Consider the following 20,738-nt stretch of genomic DNA (forward strand, 5'->3'; position numbering starts at 1 on the left):
ACCGCTTAGAAAAGCGAGAACGCGGTGTTGTTGCGGGCGAGGCCAGCGGCTTTCGCCAGATTGTCGCCGACCAGCGACTGCACGTTCTTGCCCGCTGCCTCGGGGTCGGAGAATGCGGCGTACTTTTTCTCCTCCGCAAGCTGGTGCAGCAGGTAGCCGGTGAGCAGCGCGCGGGTCGTGGCCTGGTTCTTCTTGTCCGAGGAACCCAGACCCGTCAGGCGCCAGCCGAGTCCGTCTTCGGAGAAGCCTTTCTGCTCGCCCTTCTTCACTGCGCGGTAGACCACCTCGCCGGCCCAGTTGTAGGCCAGCTTCGCCGGGTTGCCGGGGTTGAACAAGGAATCAGAGTCTTCGCCCGGGCCGACCACCATCGCCGGAAGCACGATGTGGCGCGCGGCCTCGACTGCAGAAGGTGCGACATTCGCCGGGTAGAGCGCGGCGACGGCCTTGGCCTTCGGGTTGTCCACCGCCGCGAGTACCGCAGCGCCGCCGCCCATGCCGTGGCCGGCCACACCCAACTTCTTCGGGGAGACGGTGATGTTGCCGTTACCGATGCGTACACCGGCGAGAATTTGCATCGATGTCTCGAGGTCTGCGGCGAAGCCCCGGTGGTCCGGGGTGAGACCCGTCTCCGTGTTCGGGGCGGCAACAACAAATCCCCAGCTGGCCAGGTGGCGCAGGGTCTCCTCGTACGCACCAATTTCACGACGCCAGTCGTGGCCAAATGCCACACCAGGAAGATCTCGACCCTCAGCCGGTGCGTACACCTTGCCCGGCAGACCGGTGTAGCCGAGGTCGCCCTCCATCACCCGGTGGGGGCCACGCTTGGACAGCTCAGAAAGTTGTTTCAATTTCGCAGACACGCGCACCACTCTACTTGAATCTTTCTCCCAGGCTGGTGATGTGAAACGGTTTCGGCGAGGCCATGGTCTAGTGTGACTGGGGTGCTAGGCGCCCTCTCGCTCGCGTTCATCGACTCGATCAACCTGCTGCTCATTGCGGTGATCGTGGCCGTCGGCATTCTCGCGCCGCGTGCCGGCGGCCGCTTTGGCAAGATCACCGGTCTGCTCATCGCGGGCGACTGGCTCGGCGTCGCCGGCTTGGCGCTCATCATGCTGCTGATCTTTGACAGCCTCGGCGAAGCGGTCCAGCGCATTGTCAACGGCCCGATCTTTGGCATCGTCCTCATCGCCACCGGCGTTCTCACGGGGCTGCTCGCGCTGCGCGGCGGTGATAACTCTGCGCTGGTCAACCGTATTCTCGCACCGCTGCGCAGCCCGAACCCGCTCACTGTGCTCACCGGGTTCATCCTCGGCCTCGTGCAATCTGCGACCTCCGCGCCGTTCTACGGCGGGTTAATGCTGCTTTCAGCCGCGGGTGTCGATCCGGCGACGCGCTACGCCACCATTCCGCTTTACGCCACCGTCGCGCTGTCCTTGCCCACTCTCACTGCGCTGCTGGTCGCATGGGTACGCGCCAAGCCCGAGTCCGCAGCGGGTCGCGCGTTCGACTGGGCCCGCGCAAACCCGCAGGCCGTGTCGCTCGCGGCCACGTGGGCGGTGTCCTTCCTGCTCATCGTGCTCGGTGTGGTGCACCTGCTCTAGCGCGCGCATGGCACACTTAACGCGTATGAGCCCGCTCGTTGCACGCATCGATCTCAGCGCCATCGCCCACAACACCGCCCTTCTGAAGAAGCAGGCCGGCGCGGCGCGGCTCGTTTGCGTGGTCAAAGCCGATGCATACAACCACGGCATCGGGCGGTGCGTGCCAGTCATGGAGGCTAACGGCGCCGATGCGTTCGGCGTCGCCACCCTCGCCGAGGCCCGCGCGGTCCAGGCACTCACCAGCAAACCGGTCATCGCATGGTTGTGGTCACCGCAGGAAGCAATCCCGGAGGGCATCGAGCTCGCCGTCGCCACAAAAGAGCACTTAGCTTCGCTTATCGACGCCCCGTTCAATGCCACGGCGTACCTCAAAGTGGACACTGGTATGCACCGCGCCGGATTCACCGAGTCAGAGTGGGATGACGTCTTCGCCCAAGCTGCCGCCGCGGAACGCGATGGGCACGTGCGTGTCGCTGGCCTGATGAGCCACCTTGCGGACGCCGACAACCTGGACGGCGACTACACCTCTTTACAGGCAGCGCGCTTCCGCGACGCCATCGCGCGCGCCCGCGCCGCCGGGTTAAACCCTGTGTGCAACCACCTTGCGAATTCCCCGGCGACGTGGACTCGGCCCGACCTCGTGTTCGAGCAGGTCCGCCCCGGTGTGAGTCTGTACGGCATGGAACCGATCCCGGGGGAGGACCGCGGGTTGCGCCCGGCGATGACGTGGGCAGCGACCATCCTCGCGGTGAAACCGCTCGCCGCGGGAGAACCGGTAAGTTACGGACTCACCTGGCGCGCGCCGAGCGATGGATACACGGCCCTGGTACCCGCCGGTTACGCCGACGGCATCGCCCGCTCGTGGCAAGGCGCGATGCAGGTGACCATCGGCGGGCACCGCTACCCAGTGGTGGGGCGGGTGTGCATGGATCAAATTATCGTGTGGTTGGGCGAGAACGAGCACAGCGTGCGCGCCGGCTACGAGGCTGTCCTCTTCGGTGAAGGGGGAATGTCCGCCGCCGAGTTCGCCGATGCCGTCGGCACCATCAACTACGAAATCATCTGCGCGCCGAAGGGCCGCACCCGCCGCGAGTACCTCGAACCCGAACAGGAGCGACCGTGAAACCCCAGTTCCCACACAGCGGTAGCCGCATCTGCACCACCGCGGCCGACACCCGCGAGCTCGGCCGCGAGCTGGGCGCAACGCTTGAAGCAGGAGACGTAGTCATTCTCGATGGCCCATTGGGCGCGGGAAAAACCACCTTCACTCAAGGCGTCGCGGAAGGGCTTGAAGTGAAGGGCCGGGTCACAAGCCCCACGTTTGTCATCGCACGAGAACACCGCTCCACCTGCGGCGGCCCGAACCTCATTCACATCGACGCCTACCGCCTGCTTGGAGAGGGTTCGTCTGGTGACGCCCTCGGCGAACTCGATGCCCTCGACCTCGACACGGATCTTGACTCAGCAGTGGTCGTCGCCGAGTGGGGCGGCGGTCTAATTGAGCAAATCGCGGAGCGCTACCTCCTCGTCCAATTCGACCGTGACGCGCTGCTTGACACTTCGCCCGACACCGAGCCCGACACCGAGCCCGACGCGGAAGCCCGCGTGATTACCTGGCGAACCGCCGACACCACCCACAGCTCCACCGGTGACGGGTTGTAGGCTGGCACCCATGCTGAAGCTTTCGAATTCCCAGCGCAATTGGGTCATTCTCGCCATCGTGCTGTGGCTGGTGTTGCTTGCTGGTCTCATCTTCATCCCGAAGGAACGCCCGGTGCAGGCGCAAGGCCCGGTAGTTGCACCGACAAACTCCCTGTCCACCACCCTCGCGAACACGCCGCAGACCGGCGGCGCAGTGTCTGGGCAGATCCTCGACCCGTCGGTGATCTACGACGCCAACACCTACGGCGGCTTCACCACGCTGTGCCCGAACGAGCCGCAGGAAATCAAGGATCTCAAGCTCGAGCAGCTGGAGCTTGACGGCGTTGACCTCGACGGCGCCTACGGCTACGTGGTGTTGATCCCGTACGAGGAGGGCACCGACCTGATGCTCGACCAGGTGGCCCTGAACGATGTCGATGTCTGCCTGCAGCCGCTGAACGCGACGCTGCCGCTGAACTCCCCGATCCTGGCTTCCTACGGCGACGACAAGTGGCACGTCGCCTTCCAGTAGACCATGCTCGTCCTCGCGATTGACACGGCCACCGCGCAGCTTGTCGTCGGTCTCGTCGAGACTGGTACCGGCACCGACACCGACACCGACACCGGCACCGCTACCGTCCTCGCCGAGTCCGTAGAGACCACGCGCGCGCACAACGAACGTCTCGTGCCCACCGTCGACGCGGTCCTCGCTGAGGCTGGCAGGACCCACGGCGACCTCGACGCTATCGTCGTCGGGTGCGGCCCCGGCCCGTTCACGGGGTTGCGCGTGGGCATGGCCTCAGCCTCGGCGTTCGGTCAGGCGCTTGGCATCCCGGTCCACGGGGTGGTCACCCACGATGCGAGCAGCACGCTTATCGACGCCCCCTCCACGCTCATCGCCACCGACGCTCGCCGCCGGGAGGTGTACTGGGCCCATTACGTCAACGGCGAGCGCGTCGCGGGTCCCGAGGTCTGCGCCCCGAGCGCGATTCCGGTCGACGAAGTCGACGTGCTCAGCGTGCCCGAACACCTCGCGGACCAGCTCACCGTGTGCGCGCGCGAAGTCACCTACGTCGCCCCGCGCCCGGAGGGGTTGGTTCGCGCTGCCGACCTCAACTCGGCGTCCGCGCCGCTGGTGCCGCACTACCTGCGCCGCCCTGACGCTGTGGAGCCAGCGCCGAAACCGAAGTCCCCGGCCCTTCCGGACGTCCATGAAATTTAGGGAGCTTTCGCTTCACGACGCCACGCGCGCCGCAGAAATCGAAGCGGAATTGTTCGCGGGAGACCACCCTTGGTCGCGCGACGTCTACCTCGCGGAGATCGCCCAGCCGTACACTTTCTACGTCGGCGCCTTCAACGACGGCGGCAACGGTAACGGCAACGGCGACGGCGACAGCGACGGCGGGGAGCTGCTGATCGGCTTCGCCGGGCTCGCCATGCTCGGCCCGCGCGATGATCCGGAGTTCGAGGTGCACACGATAGGTGTCGACCGCGCCTACCAGGGCCGCGGCATCGGCCGTGCACTCATGGACCAGCTTGTCCACACCGCCGACCTACTCGACGGGCCGATGTTTCTCGAAGTGCGCACAGACAACGCACCTGCAATCGCGCTGTACAAAAGCTACGGTTTTTACGTGCTGGCCACGCGAAAGCAGTACTATCAGCCCTCCGGTGCGGACGCCTACTCCATGATGCGGCCCCGCAAATCGGAGCAGGGCGTGGAAAGGAGCAACACATGATTGTGCTCGGCATTGAATCCTCGTGCGACGAGACCGGGGTCGGCATCGTGCAACTGCACGATGACGGGCAGATGGAGATTCTCGCCGACGTGGTCGCCTCCTCCATGGAGCAGCACGCGCGCTTCGGCGGCGTGGTTCCGGAGATCGCGTCGCGTGCACACCTTGAGGCGATGCCGCAGGTCATGGAGGCTGCGCTCAAGGACGCCGGAATTGAAAAACCGGATGCTGTTGCCGCGACGGTGGGGCCGGGTCTTGCCGGCGCGCTGCTTGTCGGTGCCTCGGCGGCGAAGGCGTACGCGGCCGCGTGGGGTGTGCCGTTTTACGGCGTGAACCACCTTGGCGGCCACGTTGCGGTGGCCAACCTCGACGGGGAGGCGGAACTCCCGCACTCCATCGCTCTCTTGGTCTCCGGCGGGCACACGCAGCTGTTGGAGGTTGACGCGGTGGGTAAACCCATGCGCGAGTTGGGGTCCACGCTCGACGATGCCGCCGGTGAAGCCTACGACAAAGTGTCGCGGCTATTAGGCCTGGGATATCCGGGCGGCCCGATCGTCGATAAGCTTGCTGCTTCTGGTGAGGCTTCGATTGCTTTTCCGCGAGCCCTGACCCGGGCCGAAGACCTGCGCGGCGAGCACCGCTACGATTTTTCTTTCTCTGGGTTGAAGACAGCGGTGGCGCGCCACGTTGAGGCCGCTGAGCGCGAGGGGCGGGTGATCTCGATTGAGGACACGTGCGCGTCGTTCCAAGAAGCGGTGTGCGATGTGCTCACGATGAAAGCCGTGATGGCCTGCGAAGACACGGGCGCGCGCACCTTGTTGCTCGGCGGTGGTGTGGCGGCGAATGCACGGCTCCGGGAGCTGGCGGGCGAGCGGTGCGCGGCGAAGGGGATCGAGCTGCGAGTGCCGCGGTTCGGTCTGTGCACGGATAACGGGGTGATGGTCGCGGCGCTGGGCGCCCAGCTGATTCACGAGGGGGCGCAGCCGTCTGGACTCGGAGTGGGGACCGACACTTCGCTCGAGATCGAAGTGCCGTTGGTGTAGCTGCCTTCACCCGGCGTGTTCAGGCGTTTCGCACTAGTGTTGTCAATTGCTTGGATAAGCGATGAAGCGCTTGACGCGACATGAAAGGACCTCACAGAATGGACGCTCGCAACGATCGCGAACGCTTCGGGTTCATGGTGAACCCGGATCTGACCTACCGCCGCCTGATCTTCGACCTCGACCATGCCAACCAGTTTCTTGGCCCTGTCGTCCGGGAGAACGTGCGCGTTGCGTTCGTCGGCCAAGACGACATCTTCGAGGCGCTGTTTAGCCCGCAGGCGCGCGAGAACCGCGCGCAACCGAACCCGGTTGCGTCGATGGCACGCAACACCGCTGCGACTGAAAACCCGAACTTCCTCCAAGACCCGGGTAGCGCGATTTCCGGCCCGGTGATCTTCCTGGGTCGAGATGGCCACAGCATCGACGACGAAATTGTGGAGCAGGTCAAGCAGGCCATCCGCGCAGTGCGCAACCACCGCGAGGACAACGAGGAGGAATTCCGCCTCTGGGAGAACGCGGTGCTGAATATGGGCACGCCGCAGGAGTAGTTTGGCGCAGTAGCACGCGTTGTTGTCGGTTAGCACTCGCGTAGGTAGAGTGCTAAACGGGTTGTCTCGAGCACAGTTGTTCACCCGCGACGACGGCTGCGCGACATGGGATACCGCAACACATTCCAACGCTCATAGAAGACACGAAAGGTCAGATACCGATCATGGCTAACGTCAACATCCGCCCGCTCGACGACAAGGTGCTCGTGCAGATCGCCGAAGCTGAAACCACCACTGCTTCCGGCCTGGTCATCCCGGACTCCGCTGCGGAGAAGCCGCAGGAGGCCGTGGTTATCGCTGTCGGCCCGGGCCGCCACGACGAGGACGGCGAGCGCATCCCGATGGACGTCAAGGAAGGCGACACTGTCATCTTCGCGAAGTACGGCGGCACCGAGCTGAAGTACAACGGCGAGGAGTACCTTCTGCTGTCTGCTCGCGATCTGCTGGCAGTCATCGAGAAGTAGTACCGAGAAGTAGTACAAGGGGAGCAAGCCACCCATGGCAAAACTCATTGCATTTGACCAGGAGGCCCGCGAGGGCATCCAGCGCGGCGTGGACACCCTTGCCGACGCGGTCAAGGTCACCCTCGGCCCCCGTGGCCGCAACGTCGTCCTCTCCAAGGCATGGGGCGGGCCAACCGTGACCAACGACGGCGTGACCATCGCCCGCGACATCGACCTCGAGGATCCGTTTGAGAACCTCGGCGCGCAGCTGGTGAAGTCCGTGGCTGTCAAGACCAACGACATCGCCGGCGACGGCACCACAACCGCGACGCTGCTCGCCCAGGCACTGGTTGCCGAGGGGCTGCGCAACGTTGCCGCTGGTGCGAACCCGATCGAGCTGAACAAGGGCATCGCGGCCGCGGCCGAGAAGACCGTGGCAGAGCTCAAGGCGCGCGCCACCGAGGTCTCCGCATCCAGCGAGATCGCGAACGTGGCCACCGTGTCCTCGCGCGACACCGAGATCGGCGATATGGTCGCAGGCGCAATGGACAAGGTGGGCAAGGACGGTGTGGTCACCGTCGAGGAGTCCACCTCCATCGACTCGTTTGTCGACCTCACCGAGGGCATCTCCTTCGACAAGGGGTTCTTAAGCCCATACTTCATGACGGATCCGGACGCCGGGCAGGCAGTGCTTGACGACGCCCGCGTGCTGCTGGTGCGCGGCAAGATCTCCTCGTTGCCGGATTTTCTGCCGCTGCTTGAGCAGATCGCGCAGGCTAACCTGCAGCTGCTTATCATCGCCGAGGACGTCGAAGGCGAGCCGCTGCAGACTCTCGTGGTGAACACGCTGCGCAAGACCTTGAAGGTTGTCGCGGTGAAGGCGCCGTACTTCGGCGAGCGTCGCGTCGCGTTCATGGACGATCTGGCAGTGGTCACCGCGGCCACCGTCATCGACCCTGAGGTTGGTATCAACCTGAAGGACGCAACCCTGGATCATCTCGGCTCCGCGCGCCGCGTCACCGTGACCAAGGATGACACGGTCATTGTCGACGGCGCGGGTACCGCCGAGGCAGTCGAGGACCGCCGCGAGCAGCTGCGTCGCGACATCGCGACTACCGATTCGACCTGGGACCGCGAAAAGACCGAGGAGCGCCTGGCGAAGCTGTCCGGCGGCGTCGCGGTGATCAAGGTCGGCGCTGCGACCGAGACCGAGATGAACGAGCGTAAGCTGCGCGTCGAGGATGCCATCAACGCCGCACGCGCTGCGGTGGAGGAGGGCATCATCGCCGGCGGCGGTTCTGCGCTTGTGCAGATTGCGCGCGAGCTCGAGGAGTTCGCGGAAGGTTTCGAAGGCGAGCAGAAGACCGGTGTGCTGGCTGTGTCGCGTGCGCTGACCAGGCCGGCGTTCTGGATTGCGGAAAACGCTGGTCTCGACGGCTCCGTTGTGGTGTCGAAGGTTGCTGAGATGGGCAACGGTGAAGGATTCAACGCGGCGACGCTTGAGTACGGCAACCTCATCGAGCAGGGCATCATTGACCCGGTGAAGGTCACCGACTCCGCAGTGGTCAACGCTGCGTCGGTGGCGCGTATGGTGCTGACCACGGAGGCTTCCGTGGTGACCAAGCCTGCGGAAGAAGACGAGCCCGATCACGGCCACGCCCACTAATTTCGCTGCAATACCGACGCGCAAGGCCCCGCCCCAGGATCCTGGGGCGGGGCCTTCGTCGATAAGCGAAAAGCTCTTACTTGGCGGAGGCTGCAGCAACCTTGAGGCCGCCGCGAGCGCCGCGGAGGATGGCGTGGCGCTCGGACTCGCTCATGCCGCCCCAGATGCCGTAGGGCTCGGCGACCCGCAGCGCGTGCTCGCGGCACTGGGTGAGCACCGGGCACTGGTAGCAGATCGCCTTCGCACGGTTCTCGCGCTGCGTACGCGCGCGGCCACGCTCACCGTCTGGGTGGTAGAACACCTCGGACGCTTCGCCGCGGCAAGAGCCGTGCAGCTGCCAATCCCAAAAGTCAGCGTTCGGTCCAGGAAGCAGGTGCGGCAGGGACATTTTCAGTGGTGCTCCTTCGGTATGCCTCGACGTGGATGTATCCGTGCGGTGTCTCATGGATGCCTCGACGTCGCGTTTTTCAAGCTGTGGCCGGTGCCGAATAAGCAGTCTTGCGTGCAATGGTGAACTGCGGGTGACCTCTCGGTAACGCGAATCTTTATCATTTCGTAATCCTGTTGATAAAGTGGCTCTAACCTGGGTTTTTGCTAAAGGTTACGTGGAGGTGAACTTCTATGAAAGAAAACATGGCCAGCGGAACTAGTCGCGTTGTGCCACCATTTCACGATTCAGACGTGGGTTCCGCTTGTGCGGAATTGGCCTCAGCGTAGTATGACCAATGCGTTGAGGTGCGTGAACTGCGTTGAACTGTGTTGAATTGCGTTGAGGTGACTGGGGGGCGGAAGGAAAACCGTGGCTGAACAGGGCAATGACGACGAGCTGAAGGAGCTTGTCCCGCTTGCTGCAGGCGGAGACCAGCGAGCGCTGCGCGACGTGCTGCGCATCATCTACCCCCAGGTCGTCCGTTACACGCGGGCGCGCATTGGTGGAGGGCGGATGCCGACGGCCGAGGATGTCGCGCAGGAAATTTGCCTTGCAGTTGCCACCTCGATTCACAAGTACGAGGACCTGGGCCGACCGTTCATGGCATTCGTGTACGGCATCGCGTTTAACAAGGTTGCTGACGCGCACCGCGCGTTGTTTCGCGACAAGCTCACGCCCACCGAAGACGTCCCGGACTCGGTGGCAGCCGGAGGTACGCCAGAAGATTTCGCCTTAGAAGTCGATGGAAGTAATGAAATCCGAGCGTTGCTCGATCTACTGGGTGACAAGGCGCGCGACATCATCGTTCTACGAGTGTTCGTGGGCCTCTCCGCGGAAGAAACAGCCGAGGCTGTGGGCTCAACGCCCGGGGCAGTGAGGGTTGCACAACACCGCGCGATTACAAAGTTGCGCAAAGCGCTTGAAGAACAGGATAGAGACTCATGACACGTCGCGAAGAGCACCACAGCGAGGACGCCCAGTCAGCGCCCGTCGCCGCGACCGATGCATTCCTTGACGCGCTTGCGCGCGGCGAGAACCCCTCGAACAGTAGCGACCCGCTTGCCGCACTGCTCCTGGAACTGAAGACCGAAATTGATCGTCCGATTGCCGCCGATCACGTGTTCACGCCGGGTCGTGCGGGCGACTCGATCCAGCCGGCGTCGTTGGATGCCGCGCGTCAGCGCCGCGAGCAGCGCGGTCTGCGTCCCGGAAGAAAGAAGACGCGGAAGCACGGTATGAGCCCGTGGGCCGCAGGCCTTGTGGGCGCTGCCGCCGCGTCTGCGGTGCTGGCTGGAACGGGTGCGGCGCTGTACAACGCCACCCCAGATTCTGCGTTGTGGGGGCCGGCGAGCACCGTCTTCGGTGAGCGCGCCGCCGCAGTTGAGCTGGCCAGCACGCTGCAGCAGCTCGAAGTGGCGAAACAAGAAGGCGACGAGGACCACGCGAACGAGTTGCTGCGCCAGGCACGCGAACTGGTGGAAACCATGAAGGCACCGGCCCAGGCATCCCGCGAAAACTCGGAGGGACGCGAGGGCGCATCCACCACCACCGCCGAGCCGGCGCCGAAGACCACCACCGTTACGGTCACCGTGACCTCCGCACCGGAGACCCCGGAGCAAGGGCAGTCACAAGAACCGACGCAACAGCCAACCGCAACACACCCGACCACCACTGCGCCGGCGGCCCCAGCGCCGGCGCAAGGCAACCAGGGTAACCAGGGCAACCAGGGCAATCAGGGCAATCAGCAAGTGAACCCGCCTGTCGCGCCGGCACCGCCAGTGCAGCAGCAGCCAGTTGCGCCGCAGCAGCCCTCGTCGCCGATCGCAACCAGCCAGGCAAGCGCGCCGACAGTGCAGTCACCAGTTGATTCGGGCGAAACCGACGGCGGAAACGGCGCGCCGGGCGCGACCGACGCGGGCAACTAGCGCGCGTCGAGGCCGTCGAGGTAGCCCATCGCGTACTCCCACGGCACGTACGCGTCGACGTTTGGATCTGCGCTCGGCTCATGCACCGGCGGCAGCTCGCCGCGCAAGGAAGCGAGCATATTCTGCTCCATGATCTCCCAGTCGTAGAAGTGCAGCTCTTCGCAGTCCTCGCACTGGAAGTAGATCCCGAGAATCCCGCGCGGGCGCAACCGACGCATGCAATCGCGCACGTAATCCAAGTCCTGCGTGACTTCCGCGCGTTCCTGGGGTGACAACGGCACCGGCTGTTCATCGTCTTCGATGAACGACGCCGGATCGTTCGGATCGTTCGCGAACGGGTCCAGCGGCATCATGTCGTCGTAATTCACAAGGCATAGCCTAGTGGGAGTGCGTGGGTTGCCAAAGACGCCCCGTCGTCAAGCAAAAGCCCCGCGTAATATCATTGGCCAAAGCCAAAAACGGGAGAGGAGACTTGAGGAGCTCATGTCAGAAGAAATTGAGCGCGTACTCACAGGCGGGGATGATCCGGACAAGGTGCTGCTGCGGGGCCTGACTTTCGACGACGTGCTTCTCCTGCCGGCGGAGTCTCACATCGTACCGTCCGAGGTATCGACCTCGACGCAGTTCACGCGGAATATTCGCCTCGGCATCCCGGTGGCATCCGCGGCGATGGATACCGTGACCGAGTCGCGGATGGCAATCGCGATGGCACGCCAGGGCGGAATCGGCGTGCTGCACCGCAACCTGAGCGCCCAGGAGCAGGCCGAGCAGGTCGACATTGTGAAGCGCTCCGAGTCCGGCATGGTGACCAACCCGGTGACCGCGACGCCGGAGATGACCATCCGCGACGTGGACGCGCTGTGCGCTCGCTTCCGTATCTCCGGCCTGCCCGTGGTAGACGATGCGGGGCGGTTGGTGGGCATTATCACCAACCGCGACATGCGCTTCGAGCCGGACTACGAGCGCAAGGTGGCCGAGGTGATGACGCCGATGCCGCTGGTGGTGGCGCAGGAAGGCGTGGACAAGCAGGAGGCGCTTGCGCTGCTATCGGCCAACAAGGTGGAAAAGCTGCCGATTATTGCCGACGACGGGACGCTGGCCGGTTTGATCACCGTGAAGGACTTTGTGAAGTCGGAGCAGTATCCGAACGCATCGAAGGACGAGGCGGGTCGGCTCATGGTCGCTGCGGGCGTTGGTACTGGCGACGACTCCTACGACCGTGCCGGCCTGCTCGTTGAGGCAGGTGTCAACGCGCTGGTGGTGGACTCCGCCCACGCGCACAACAACCGCGTGCTGGAGATGGTCTCTCGGGTGAAGCAGGACTTCGGCGACCGCGTGGACGTCATCGGCGGCAACCTGGCGACGCGCTCCGCGGCGCAGGCGATGATCGACGCTGGCGCGGACGCGATCAAGGTGGGTATCGGCCCGGGCTCGATCTGCACCACGCGCGTGGTGGCGGGCGTGGGCGCGCCGCAGATCACCGCGATCCTTGAGGCGGCGGTGCCGGCGCGCAAGGCTGGCGTGCAGATCATCGCCGACGGCGGCATGCAGCACTCCGGCGACGTGGCGAAGGCGCTGGCCGCCGGCGCGTCTTCGGTGATGCTCGGCTCCATGCTGGCCGGCACCGCTGAGGCCCCGGGCGAAATCGTCGTGGTGGGCGGCAAGCAGTACAAGCGCTACCGTGGCATGGGTTCCATGGGCGCGATGCAGGGCCGCGGGCTGACGGGCGAGAAGCGCTCGTTTTCCAAGGACCGCTACTTCCAGGCTGATGTGGCCAGCGAGGACAAGCTCGTGCCGGAGGGCATCGAAGGCCGTGTGCCGTACCGCGGCGAAATCGACGCGATCACCCACCAGATTGTCGGTGGTCTGCGCGCGGCGATGGGCTACACCGGCTCGGCGTCGGTGGAGGAGCTGCAGACGAAGCAGTTCGTCCAGATCACCGCTGCCGGCCTGCGTGAGAGCCACCCGCACGACATCACGCAGACCGTCGAGGCCCCAAACTACCGGGGGTAGCACGATGCGAGATTACGTAGAGATTGGCATCGGTCGCGAGGCTCGCAGGGCTTATTCGCTTGGCGACGTCGCGTTGGTCCCGGCTCGCCGCACCCGCTCATCCAAGGACGTGGACCTGGCGTGGCATTTCGATGCGTACAGCCTTGAGTCGCCGATTCTTTCCCACCCGACGGATGCGTTGGCGAGCCCGGAGTTTGTCATCGAGATGGGCAAGCAAGGCGGGGTTGGTGTCATCGACGCGGAGGGGTTGTGGGGCCGCCACGCGTCGTTCGAGGAGGCGGTGCGCGAGGTCGTAAACGCGAATTCGTCGTTGCGGCAAGCGTTCGACCCGCGTGAGCTGGACGAGATGCTGAACACGATGCACCAGGCAACCGCGACGCTGCAGCGGCTGCATTCAGCTGAACTCGACCGGGATCTGCTGGCAGAGCGCATTGCGCAGGTGCGTGATTCGGGGGTGACCGTGGCGGTGCGGGTGAGCCCGCAGAACGCGCGCGAGCTCGCCCCGGTGGTCATCGCCGCCGGCGCGGAGATCCTGTTCATCCAGGGCACCTTGATTTCCGCCGAGCACGTGCAGCAGGGTGGCGAACCGCTCAATTTAAAGGAGTTCGTCGGCTCGCTTGACGTGCCTGTGGTGGCTGGTGGCGTATTCGATTACTCCACCGCGACGCACCTCATGCGCTCCGGTGTGGCTGGCATCATTGTCGGATCCGGCGACACCCACCACTCGCAGGCGGTGCGTGTGCCGTTGGCGACTGCGATCGCCGACGTGGCTGCCGCGCGCCGCGACTACCTGGATGAGACCGAGGGGCGATACGTGCACCTCATCGCAGACGCGGACATCAACAACGCAAACGGCATCGCAGTGGCGCTGGCGTGCGGTGCCGATGCCGTGATGGCTGGCCGGGCGTTCTCGTACGCGACTGAAGCCGCGGCGGGCGGGCTCTATTGGGAAGCCCAGGCGGCGCACCCGCGCAACCCGCGTGGCAGAGTACAAGACGCGGCGCACGGGCCGAGGCAACCGCTTGAGGTGGTCATGCACGGGCCGTCGACCGACCCGAACGGCTCGCTCAACCTGATCGGCGGTCTGCGCCGCGTGATGGCAAAGTGCGGCTACACCGCGGTGAAGGACTTCCACAAGGTGCCGCTCACCGTGCGCCCGACGCTCTAGTTTTGGGCTAGTTTTTGTGGACAGGTCGCGCAGACTGGTTGGGCGTTTATTACGATCGCCCTCATGTCGAATCGAGTCACAGTTATGCGCGGCGCGCTGGACGATGCACCTTCCCACGAAGTCGGTGTCAACGACATCTTCTTTTCCGTCACCGATGCCAAGGGTGTGATCACCCACGTCAATGACGTATTCATGCACTACGCCCAGTACTCGGCGGATGAGCTGATTGGTCAGCCTCACAACCTGATCCGGAACCAGGAGATGCCTGCGGGTGCGTTCAAGCTGATGTGGGACACCATCAAGGCGGGTCGCCCGTTCGCGGCGTACGTGCGCAACCAGGCCAAGAACGGTTCCGCCTACGACGTGTTCGCCACTGTCACTCCGCTCGCGGACGGCAGCTTCCTCTCCGTGCGTACCCGCCCAATGACGCCGCTCTTCAACGCTGCGGGCGACGTGTACCAGGAGGCGAACGAGGTCGAGCACACCGATGAGGCCCAGGCCCTTAGCCGCCGCGAGCGCGCGGAGCGCGGCGTGGGCAAGCTCGCCGAGCTCATCCCGGACTACGACGCATTCATCCGCGACGCGCTGCCCGCCGAAGTGATCGCTCTCGAGGAAGCTGGTTTCCGCTTGCCGGACGGCGAGGGAGAAACGTACGAAGCCGCGGTCGCGCTCTACCGCGAGCTCGACGAGTTCATGGCCGCGCTCACCGCCATCAACGACGCGGTCGAGGGTCTGCGCACGGCTAACGCCACCCTCATCGAGGAAAGCGCAGTGACCGATACCGTGCGCGCGGAGATGGAGAAGATCGACGCCGACGAGACCACTCGCACGCTGCTGCTTGCGCCGCTGCAGGTCTGGTCGACGATGCGCGGCGTGCTTGACCAGAACGCACAGCAGCTCGCGGCAACTGCGGACGAGCTCTACGTGAAGACCTCGAACGCACGTATGGCGATCGCGCTCGCGCGCCTGCACACGGCGCAGACCGCGGAGTTCGCTGCCGAAACCGTCACCACTGCCGCCGACGGTGATGCCGCCGGAACCAACGCCGCATCGATGCGCTTGCTTGTCGACGCCCTCGAGACCGACGTCCGCAGCATGAACGACGCAGTTTTCGCGCACTCTTCGCTGCACGGACGCGTGGAGATGAAGGTGAACTCCATCGCGGAGCTGACCAAGCTGCCGCTCGACATGTTGGATAGCTGGAACGAAGCCACCGCAGCCTCCGACATGAGCACCCAGGTCGCGCCTTTGGCCGCGAAAATCGATGAGGCGGTGCGGGCTGCCGAGGCGTCGGTGGAGCAGCTGCAGCGGGCCGTCGATAAGCTTGCGAAAGCTCCTTCTGCCGAGGGTGTGCACGCGGCGCTGACGCGGCTCAACGCTGCTGTCGCTTAACGCGCTGGCCCCGACGCGGGAGGCGTCGATAAGCTATCGGCTACTATCTGTAGCCGTGAAACCTGTACTTGTCCTGGATTTCGGTGCCCAATACGCGCAGCTCATCGCGCGGCGTGTGCGTGAAGCGAACGTCTACTCGGAGGTTGTGCCGTCGACGATTACGGCGGACGAGCTCAAAGCGAAGGATCCGGCGGCGCTGGTGCTTTCCGGCGGGCCGTCGAGCGTGTACGAGGATGGTGCGCCGCAGCTTGACCCGGCAATTTTCGATCTCGGCCTGCCGATCTTCGGGATTTGCTACGGCTTCCAGGCCATGACGCGCGCGCTTGGCGGCACGGTTGAAAAGACCGGTGCGCGAGAGTACGGCAGGACACAGTTGCTTGTCGACGGAGGTGTGCTCCACGCCGGCCTCCCCGAGACCCACCCGGTGTGGATGTCGCACGGCGACTCCGTGACTGCCGCGCCGGAGGGCTTCGCCGTGACCGCGTCGACGCCCGGAGCGCCGGTGGCGGCGTTTGAGGACGCGTCGCGGCGCTTTGCCGGCGTGCAGTACCACCCCGAGGTGATGCACTCGCCACACGGACAGCAGGTGCTGACGCGGTTCCTGACCGAGATCGCGGGGCTGGAGCAGAACTGGACTGCGTCGAATATCGCGGAGCAGCTGATCGGTGACGTGCGCGAGCAGGTCGGCGACGGCCATGCGATCTGCGGTTTGTCCGGCGGCGTGGATTCCGCGGTGGCGGCGGCGCTGGTGCAGCGCGCGATCGGGGACCGGTTGACGTGCGTGTTTGTTGACCACGGGCTGCTGCGCCAAGGCGAGCGCGAGCAGGTGGAGACCGACTTTGTGGCCGCGACGGGCGCGAAGTTGGTCACGGTGGATGAGCGCGAGGCGTTCTTGTCCAAGCTTGCCGGCGTGACCGAGCCGGAGGCGAAGCGCAAGGCGATCGGCGCGGAGTTCATCCGCTCCTTCGAGCGCGCAGTTGCTGGGATCCTCGCGGAATCCGGTGACGCGGGGCAGTCCGTCGACTACCTTGTGCAGGGCACGCTGTACCCGGACGTGGTGGAATCCGGGGGCGGCACCGGCACGGCGAACATCAAGAGCCACCACAACGTCGGCGGGCTGCCGGATGATGTGGAGTTCAAGCTGGTCGAGCCGCTGCGGTTGCTGTTCAAGGACGAGGTGCGTGCCGTTGGCCGTGAGCTGGGGCTTCCCGAGGTGATAGTGAACCGCCAGCCGTTCCCGGGTCCGGGGCTGGGCATCCGCATCATCGGCGAGGTCACCGAGGAGCGCCTGGAGACGTTGCGCGCCGCCGACGCCATCGCGCGCGAGGAGCTCACCCGCGCCGGATTGGACGAGCAGATTTGGCAGTGCCCGGTGGTGCTGCTTGCCGACGTCCGCTCCGTCGGCGTCCAGGGCGACGGCCGCACCTACGGTCACCCGGTCGTGCTGCGGCCGGTGGCGTCTGAAGACGCGATGACCGCGGACTGGGTTCGCGTGCCGTACGAGGTGCTGGAGACGATTTCGACCCGCATCACCAACGAGGTGGCGGACGTGAACCGCGTGGTGCTCGACGTGACGTCGAAGCCGCCGGGGACTATCGAATGGGAGTAACCGGGCAACCTCGCCCGGCCTGACCTCGTCCGGCCTGACCTCGTCCGGCCTGACCTCGCCCGATGCGCCTCCGCCTCTCCGGCCCGTCTCTTCGGCCCGTTTATTCCTCGCGCACCACGACGGAGCCGATGAACTGGCGGGCATCGATGACGAGTGCTTCGCCCTCGGCGTCTTCGTTGATCCGCTCAATCGGATTCGGGCAATCTGTCGTGCCGATGCCTACGTCGCATTTGACGTACACCGGAACATTGTCGGGGAGCACGATGTTCATCGTGCCCACATAGTTCCCGACCTCAAGCACGCTCTCCGTGTCGAGCGGCTCCATACTCGTTAGGTCGAGGGTTGTTTCGCCAACAATGCGCCGGATCGGGGGCAGCATTTCCAGTTCATCGACCTTAACTTCGATGTCGCCGACACCTTGGGCGTCTTCATCGAAGTTGTAGTAGCGAACGCTGTCACCCACTGCGATCAGCGTCGCAGTGAACAGCGCCAGGGCGATCGATACCGGAATCCAGAATCGGAACGGTCGGTTTCGACGCTTGCGCTCCCGCATTTTAGTCTTCTTCTGTTTGCCGGACTGTTGTTGCGGTTCGAGATCCGGCAGGTGCCACAGCTCCGGAACGGTGCCTAGCGGGTCCCAGGCTGGGGGAGTGGTGCGCCCGGCTGCAGGGTGCGGGTATCCCTCGGGTGGGCTGAGGTGCGACGTGTCCACATTTGGGGAACTGGCAGATGTGTGCGACAGTTCAGCTGTTTCTTCCATGGGGAAGGCGTTTGGAGGCCGGGTACTGGACGGCCTGTTGTTGGAGCTGGTTACGGGCGGGGCCGACCCACTGATTGCGCCGGATCCCGGTCGCCAAATGGTCGAACCGCCTGCAGCGGGTGGCAAGATGGCTGTCATCTGGTCGGGAGCGGGACCCGCGCCGGTTGTCACATCCGCGACCGTGGCTGCGCCTGGGCGAGCGGCCGTAATTTGGGATTGCGCTAGGACACCGTACGGCGCTTGCGGCAGCCGCGAGTGTAGGCCCCACCACCCCAGCAAACCCAAGGTCAAGGTGGTAAACGTGCCGGCGAGACCGTATTCGCCGACTCCGCCGGCGGTCAGGATGAAGAAGAATAGGACAATCGCAAGCGCCCACCCGGTTTCCTTCTCCTTCTTGCCTACCTCGTCGAGCTGGTCTTTCGGCGTAATCACGGCCTCCCACGGCGTGAGCGTCATGCCGAAGCGCGGCATGTTGATCCAGCACAGAAAGTACAGCAGCAGGCCACCGCCAAAGACGAAACTCAGCGCGACAAACGCGACACGAACCACTACCGGGTCGATCTGGTAGCGCACCCCAATGCCTTCGCAGACACCGGCAAGCACTGCCTTGCCCCCCTGCTTCTCTGGGATGCGGGGCGGGCGGTTTGCCCACATGTCGGAGAACGTGCGCCGGACGGCGGACGAAGCGCTCTCGACTGCGGATCCAGCGAATCCAGCGGATCCAGCGGAGCCGGTGGAGCCGGTGGAGCCATTCGCGTCATGTGTGGTTTCCATGCCCAAATTGTCGCCCGCCGCGCAGGCGAGGGGTATCAGGATCGCCCCTGAAATCTGCCGCGCATGCATCGCAAAAAAGTTCAGGGTTGTTCCCGATACCCTAGGCGCCGCGCACCGTGGGAACATGAAAGTTATGTCTACATCCGCTCCACCTGTGCCGTATGCCGCTGAGCGGCAGCGCCCGTTCCCCCGTCTGCGTCGCAATCGCCCGCTGCGCGTGGTCGCAGGTGTTGCGTCCGGTCTCGCGGGGCACCTCGGGGTGGACGTGCTGTGGGTGCGCATTTTCTTCGTGGTCGCGAGTTTTGCTGGTGGCTTTGGTCCGCTCGTGTACGTGGCGTTGTGGATGACGACGCCGCTGGAGGAAAAGCGGGATCACGAGGGCGTCGATAAGCAAAATGCCCTGAATTATGCGCTGGTGGCCGTGGGCTTTTTCGGGGCCCTGGTCGCGCTGCAGGTGTCGTCTGGGGCAGGCGGGACCATCGTGTTCATGCTCGGCGTGTTGATTGTCGGTGCGGTGATCGCGCTGCAGGCGTACGACCGGGCGACGGGTTCGGTGGCGAACTTCGCCGCGCTTGGACTCGGAGTGGTGCTGGTGATGGGCGGAGTGCTGGCGATCGCGGTCCGTGGGGAGTCCGCCGGAGTGGGCGGCGTGGTGATCTCCGTGCTGGTCACAGTTTTCGGGGTGGCGGTTCTGGTCGTGCCGCTGATTGCGAAGCTGGCCAGCTCGCTGGTGCAGGAGCGCGAGGCGAAGGCGGTGGCGGACCAGCGCGCGGAGATCGCGTCGCGGCTGCACGATTCGGTGTTGCAGACGCTCGCGCTGATTCAGAAGCAGGCGCACGATCCGGATGAGGTTGCCAGGCTCGCGCGCGGCCAGGAGCGAGAGCTCAGGGCATGGCTTTTCGACGCCTCCGAGCAAACCGCGAAACGCACCACCGCTACCGTCTTCGCCGCTCTGCACAAAGCCGCCGGAGAGGTCGAAGACCTGTTCGGTGTGGTGATTCAGCCGGTGACCGTGGGTGATGACGTGGCGTTCGACGCGGCAACCGAGCCGGTGGTGCTTGCGGCGCGCGAGGCGATGGTCAACGCGGCGAAGCATGCCGGGGTGGAGCGCATCGACGTCTACGCCGAGCATCTGGCGGGGGAACTCGCGGTGTTCGTGCGCGATCGCGGTGCGGGTTTTTCGCTGGGCGGCGTGCCGGCGGACCGCCACGGCGTGCGCGATTCCATCATCGGGCGGATGGACCGAGCCGGCGGCCGCGCGCGAATCACGTCTGCACCCGGCGAGGGCACGGAGGTGGAGCTCGCGCTAGCCTTGAGCGCATGACTCGCGTGTTCCTCGTCGACGACCATTCCGTGTTCCGCGCCGGCGTGCGCGCGGAGCTGAGCGCCGCAGAGGGCGTCGAGATTGTCGGCGAGGCGGGCACGGTTGCTGAGGCGGCGGCGGGGATCGTGGCGGCGGACCCGGACGTGGTGCTGCTGGACGTGCACATGCCCGACGGCGGCGGGTTGGCGGTGATTCGCCAGGCGCCGGGGCCGCAGTATCTTGCGTTGAGCGTGTCGGATGCGGCGGAGGACGTTATCGCGCTGATCCGCGCCGGCGCGCGCGGGTACGTGACCAAGAACATCAATGGTGCCGAGCTCGCGGAGGCGATCGGGCGGGTTGATGGCGGTGACGCGTACTTTTCGCCGCGTCTGGCTGGCTTTGTGCTCGACGCGTTCGCGTCCGGTGGGGTGGTTGAGGACCCGGAGGGTGAGCCGGTGAAGGTGGACGATCCGGTCGTCGACGCGCTGACCCGCCGTGAGCTCGAGGTGTTGCGCCTGCTCGCCCGTGGTTACACCTACAAGGAGATCGGCTCACAGCTGTTCATTTCGGTGAAGACGGTGGAGACGCACGCGTCGAATATCTTGCGCAAGACGCAGACGTCGAATCGTCACCAGCTCACGCGCTGGGCCGCGGATCGCGATCTGGACTGAGTTGACTGGGCCAGG

Annotated in this window: 22 protein-coding genes; 18 read left to right on the forward strand and 4 right to left on the reverse strand. The window is 65.1% G+C overall.

The genetic code is table 11. The features are described 5' to 3' along the window. Positions 1 to 5: 5 nt before the first annotated feature. Complete coding sequence (locus CGLAUT_RS02205) at positions 6 to 860, reverse strand: poly(ethylene terephthalate) hydrolase family protein (protein WP_290186045.1); 855 nt, start codon at positions 858 to 860, stop codon at positions 6 to 8. 81 nt (positions 861 to 941) lie between these two features. Between CGLAUT_RS02205 and CGLAUT_RS02210 the strand changes: the two genes are divergently transcribed. The 10 genes from CGLAUT_RS02210 to groL all read left to right on the forward strand — a co-directional run bounded on the left by CGLAUT_RS02210 (position 942) and on the right by groL (position 8,678). Beyond that, entirely contained in the window at positions 942 to 1,601 is a 660-nt protein-coding gene (locus CGLAUT_RS02210) for a hypothetical protein (protein WP_290186046.1), read from the forward strand. Between the two features lie 25 nt (positions 1,602 to 1,626). Further along, positions 1,627 to 2,724 carry an alanine racemase gene (gene alr, locus CGLAUT_RS02215; RefSeq protein ID WP_290186048.1) on the forward strand — a complete coding sequence of 366 codons (1,098 nt, stop codon included), beginning with the start codon at positions 1,627 to 1,629 and terminating at the stop codon, positions 2,722 to 2,724. Beyond that, on the forward strand, positions 2,721 to 3,263 hold the full coding sequence (tsaE, locus tag CGLAUT_RS02220; RefSeq protein WP_290186050.1) for a tRNA (adenosine(37)-N6)-threonylcarbamoyltransferase complex ATPase subunit type 1 TsaE: 543 nt from the start codon (positions 2,721 to 2,723) through the stop codon (positions 3,261 to 3,263). The genes alr and tsaE overlap by 4 nt, the downstream gene beginning before the upstream one ends. A 10-nt stretch (positions 3,264 to 3,273) precedes the next feature. Then, a complete protein-coding gene (locus tag CGLAUT_RS02225) occupies positions 3,274 to 3,774 on the forward strand; it encodes a hypothetical protein (protein ID WP_290186052.1) in 501 nt (166 codons plus the stop codon). A gap of 3 nt (positions 3,775 to 3,777) precedes the next feature. Continuing rightward, positions 3,778 to 4,464: a tRNA (adenosine(37)-N6)-threonylcarbamoyltransferase complex dimerization subunit type 1 TsaB gene (gene tsaB, locus CGLAUT_RS02230; protein WP_290186054.1), complete on the forward strand. Its 687-nt coding sequence runs from the start codon at positions 3,778 to 3,780 to the stop codon at positions 4,462 to 4,464. Then, positions 4,454 to 4,981 (forward strand): GNAT family N-acetyltransferase, encoded by a 528-nt coding sequence (locus CGLAUT_RS02235; RefSeq protein WP_290186056.1) that lies wholly within the window; start codon positions 4,454 to 4,456, stop codon positions 4,979 to 4,981. Before tsaB ends, CGLAUT_RS02235 begins: the two co-directional genes overlap by 11 nt. After that, positions 4,978 to 6,021 (forward strand): tRNA (adenosine(37)-N6)-threonylcarbamoyltransferase complex transferase subunit TsaD, encoded by a 1,044-nt coding sequence (gene tsaD / locus CGLAUT_RS02240; RefSeq protein ID WP_095659287.1) that lies wholly within the window; start codon positions 4,978 to 4,980, stop codon positions 6,019 to 6,021. The genes CGLAUT_RS02235 and tsaD overlap by 4 nt, the downstream gene beginning before the upstream one ends. A gap of 98 nt (positions 6,022 to 6,119) precedes the next feature. Beyond that, a complete protein-coding gene (locus CGLAUT_RS02245) occupies positions 6,120 to 6,569 on the forward strand; it encodes a hypothetical protein (RefSeq protein WP_095659288.1) in 450 nt (149 codons plus the stop codon). Positions 6,570 to 6,733: 164 nt separating this feature from the next. Continuing rightward, entirely contained in the window at positions 6,734 to 7,033 is a 300-nt protein-coding gene (gene groES / locus CGLAUT_RS02250; protein WP_095659289.1) for a co-chaperone GroES, read from the forward strand. Positions 7,034 to 7,067: 34 nt separating this feature from the next. Further along, positions 7,068 to 8,678, forward strand: a complete 1,611-nt coding sequence (gene groL / locus CGLAUT_RS02255) for a chaperonin GroEL (protein ID WP_290186058.1) — start codon at positions 7,068 to 7,070, stop codon at positions 8,676 to 8,678. A 76-nt stretch (positions 8,679 to 8,754) separates the two neighbouring features. Here the strand turns inward: groL and CGLAUT_RS02260 are convergent, their stop codons facing one another. Further along, positions 8,755 to 9,066, reverse strand: coding sequence for a WhiB family transcriptional regulator (locus CGLAUT_RS02260; protein ID WP_095659291.1), 312 nt, complete (start codon positions 9,064 to 9,066; stop codon positions 8,755 to 8,757). Positions 9,067 to 9,477: 411 nt separating this feature from the next. Between CGLAUT_RS02260 and CGLAUT_RS02265 the strand changes: the two genes are divergently transcribed. Beyond that, positions 9,478 to 10,053: a sigma-70 family RNA polymerase sigma factor gene (locus CGLAUT_RS02265; protein ID WP_290186060.1), complete on the forward strand. Its 576-nt coding sequence runs from the start codon at positions 9,478 to 9,480 to the stop codon at positions 10,051 to 10,053. Further along, a complete protein-coding gene (locus CGLAUT_RS02270; protein ID WP_290186061.1) occupies positions 10,050 to 11,033 on the forward strand; it encodes a hypothetical protein in 984 nt (327 codons plus the stop codon). Before CGLAUT_RS02265 ends, CGLAUT_RS02270 begins: the two co-directional genes overlap by 4 nt. On the opposite strand, the gene CGLAUT_RS02275 is transcribed toward CGLAUT_RS02270, so the two are convergent. Next, positions 11,030 to 11,386, reverse strand: coding sequence for a DUF5319 domain-containing protein (locus tag CGLAUT_RS02275; protein ID WP_095659294.1), 357 nt, complete (start codon positions 11,384 to 11,386; stop codon positions 11,030 to 11,032). The genes CGLAUT_RS02270 and CGLAUT_RS02275 overlap by 4 nt on opposite strands. Before the next feature lie 130 nt (positions 11,387 to 11,516). Here CGLAUT_RS02275 and guaB point away from each other — a divergent pair, with 130 nt between their 5' ends. From guaB to guaA, 4 genes are all read left to right on the forward strand, one after another. After that, a complete protein-coding gene (guaB, locus tag CGLAUT_RS02280; RefSeq protein ID WP_290186063.1) occupies positions 11,517 to 13,046 on the forward strand; it encodes an IMP dehydrogenase in 1,530 nt (509 codons plus the stop codon). A gap of 4 nt (positions 13,047 to 13,050) precedes the next feature. After that, positions 13,051 to 14,214, forward strand: coding sequence for a GuaB3 family IMP dehydrogenase-related protein (locus CGLAUT_RS02285; protein WP_290186064.1), 1,164 nt, complete (start codon positions 13,051 to 13,053; stop codon positions 14,212 to 14,214). 63 nt (positions 14,215 to 14,277) lie between these two features. Continuing rightward, the gene (locus CGLAUT_RS02290; protein ID WP_290186066.1) at positions 14,278 to 15,606 is read left to right on the forward strand and encodes a PAS domain-containing protein; all 1,329 of its coding nucleotides are present in this window, start codon (positions 14,278 to 14,280) and stop codon (positions 15,604 to 15,606) included. Positions 15,607 to 15,661: 55 nt separating this feature from the next. Next, positions 15,662 to 17,215, forward strand: coding sequence for a glutamine-hydrolyzing GMP synthase (gene guaA, locus CGLAUT_RS02295; protein WP_290186067.1), 1,554 nt, complete (start codon positions 15,662 to 15,664; stop codon positions 17,213 to 17,215). A 100-nt stretch (positions 17,216 to 17,315) separates the two neighbouring features. On the opposite strand, the gene CGLAUT_RS02300 is transcribed toward guaA, so the two are convergent. Beyond that, positions 17,316 to 18,749: a PspC domain-containing protein gene (locus tag CGLAUT_RS02300; protein WP_198304982.1), complete on the reverse strand. Its 1,434-nt coding sequence runs from the start codon at positions 18,747 to 18,749 to the stop codon at positions 17,316 to 17,318. A gap of 133 nt (positions 18,750 to 18,882) precedes the next feature. Here CGLAUT_RS02300 and CGLAUT_RS02305 point away from each other — a divergent pair, with 133 nt between their 5' ends. After that, a complete protein-coding gene (locus CGLAUT_RS02305) occupies positions 18,883 to 20,073 on the forward strand; it encodes an ATP-binding protein (RefSeq protein ID WP_095659300.1) in 1,191 nt (396 codons plus the stop codon). Then, positions 20,070 to 20,723 (forward strand): response regulator transcription factor, encoded by a 654-nt coding sequence (locus CGLAUT_RS02310; protein WP_095659301.1) that lies wholly within the window; start codon positions 20,070 to 20,072, stop codon positions 20,721 to 20,723. The genes CGLAUT_RS02305 and CGLAUT_RS02310 overlap by 4 nt, the downstream gene beginning before the upstream one ends. Positions 20,724 to 20,738: the final 15 nt, after the last annotated feature.

The sequence above is a fragment of the Corynebacterium glaucum genome (genome assembly GCF_030408855.1).
In the GTDB taxonomy this organism is placed as follows: Bacteria; Actinomycetota; Actinomycetes; order Mycobacteriales; family Mycobacteriaceae; genus Corynebacterium; species Corynebacterium glaucum.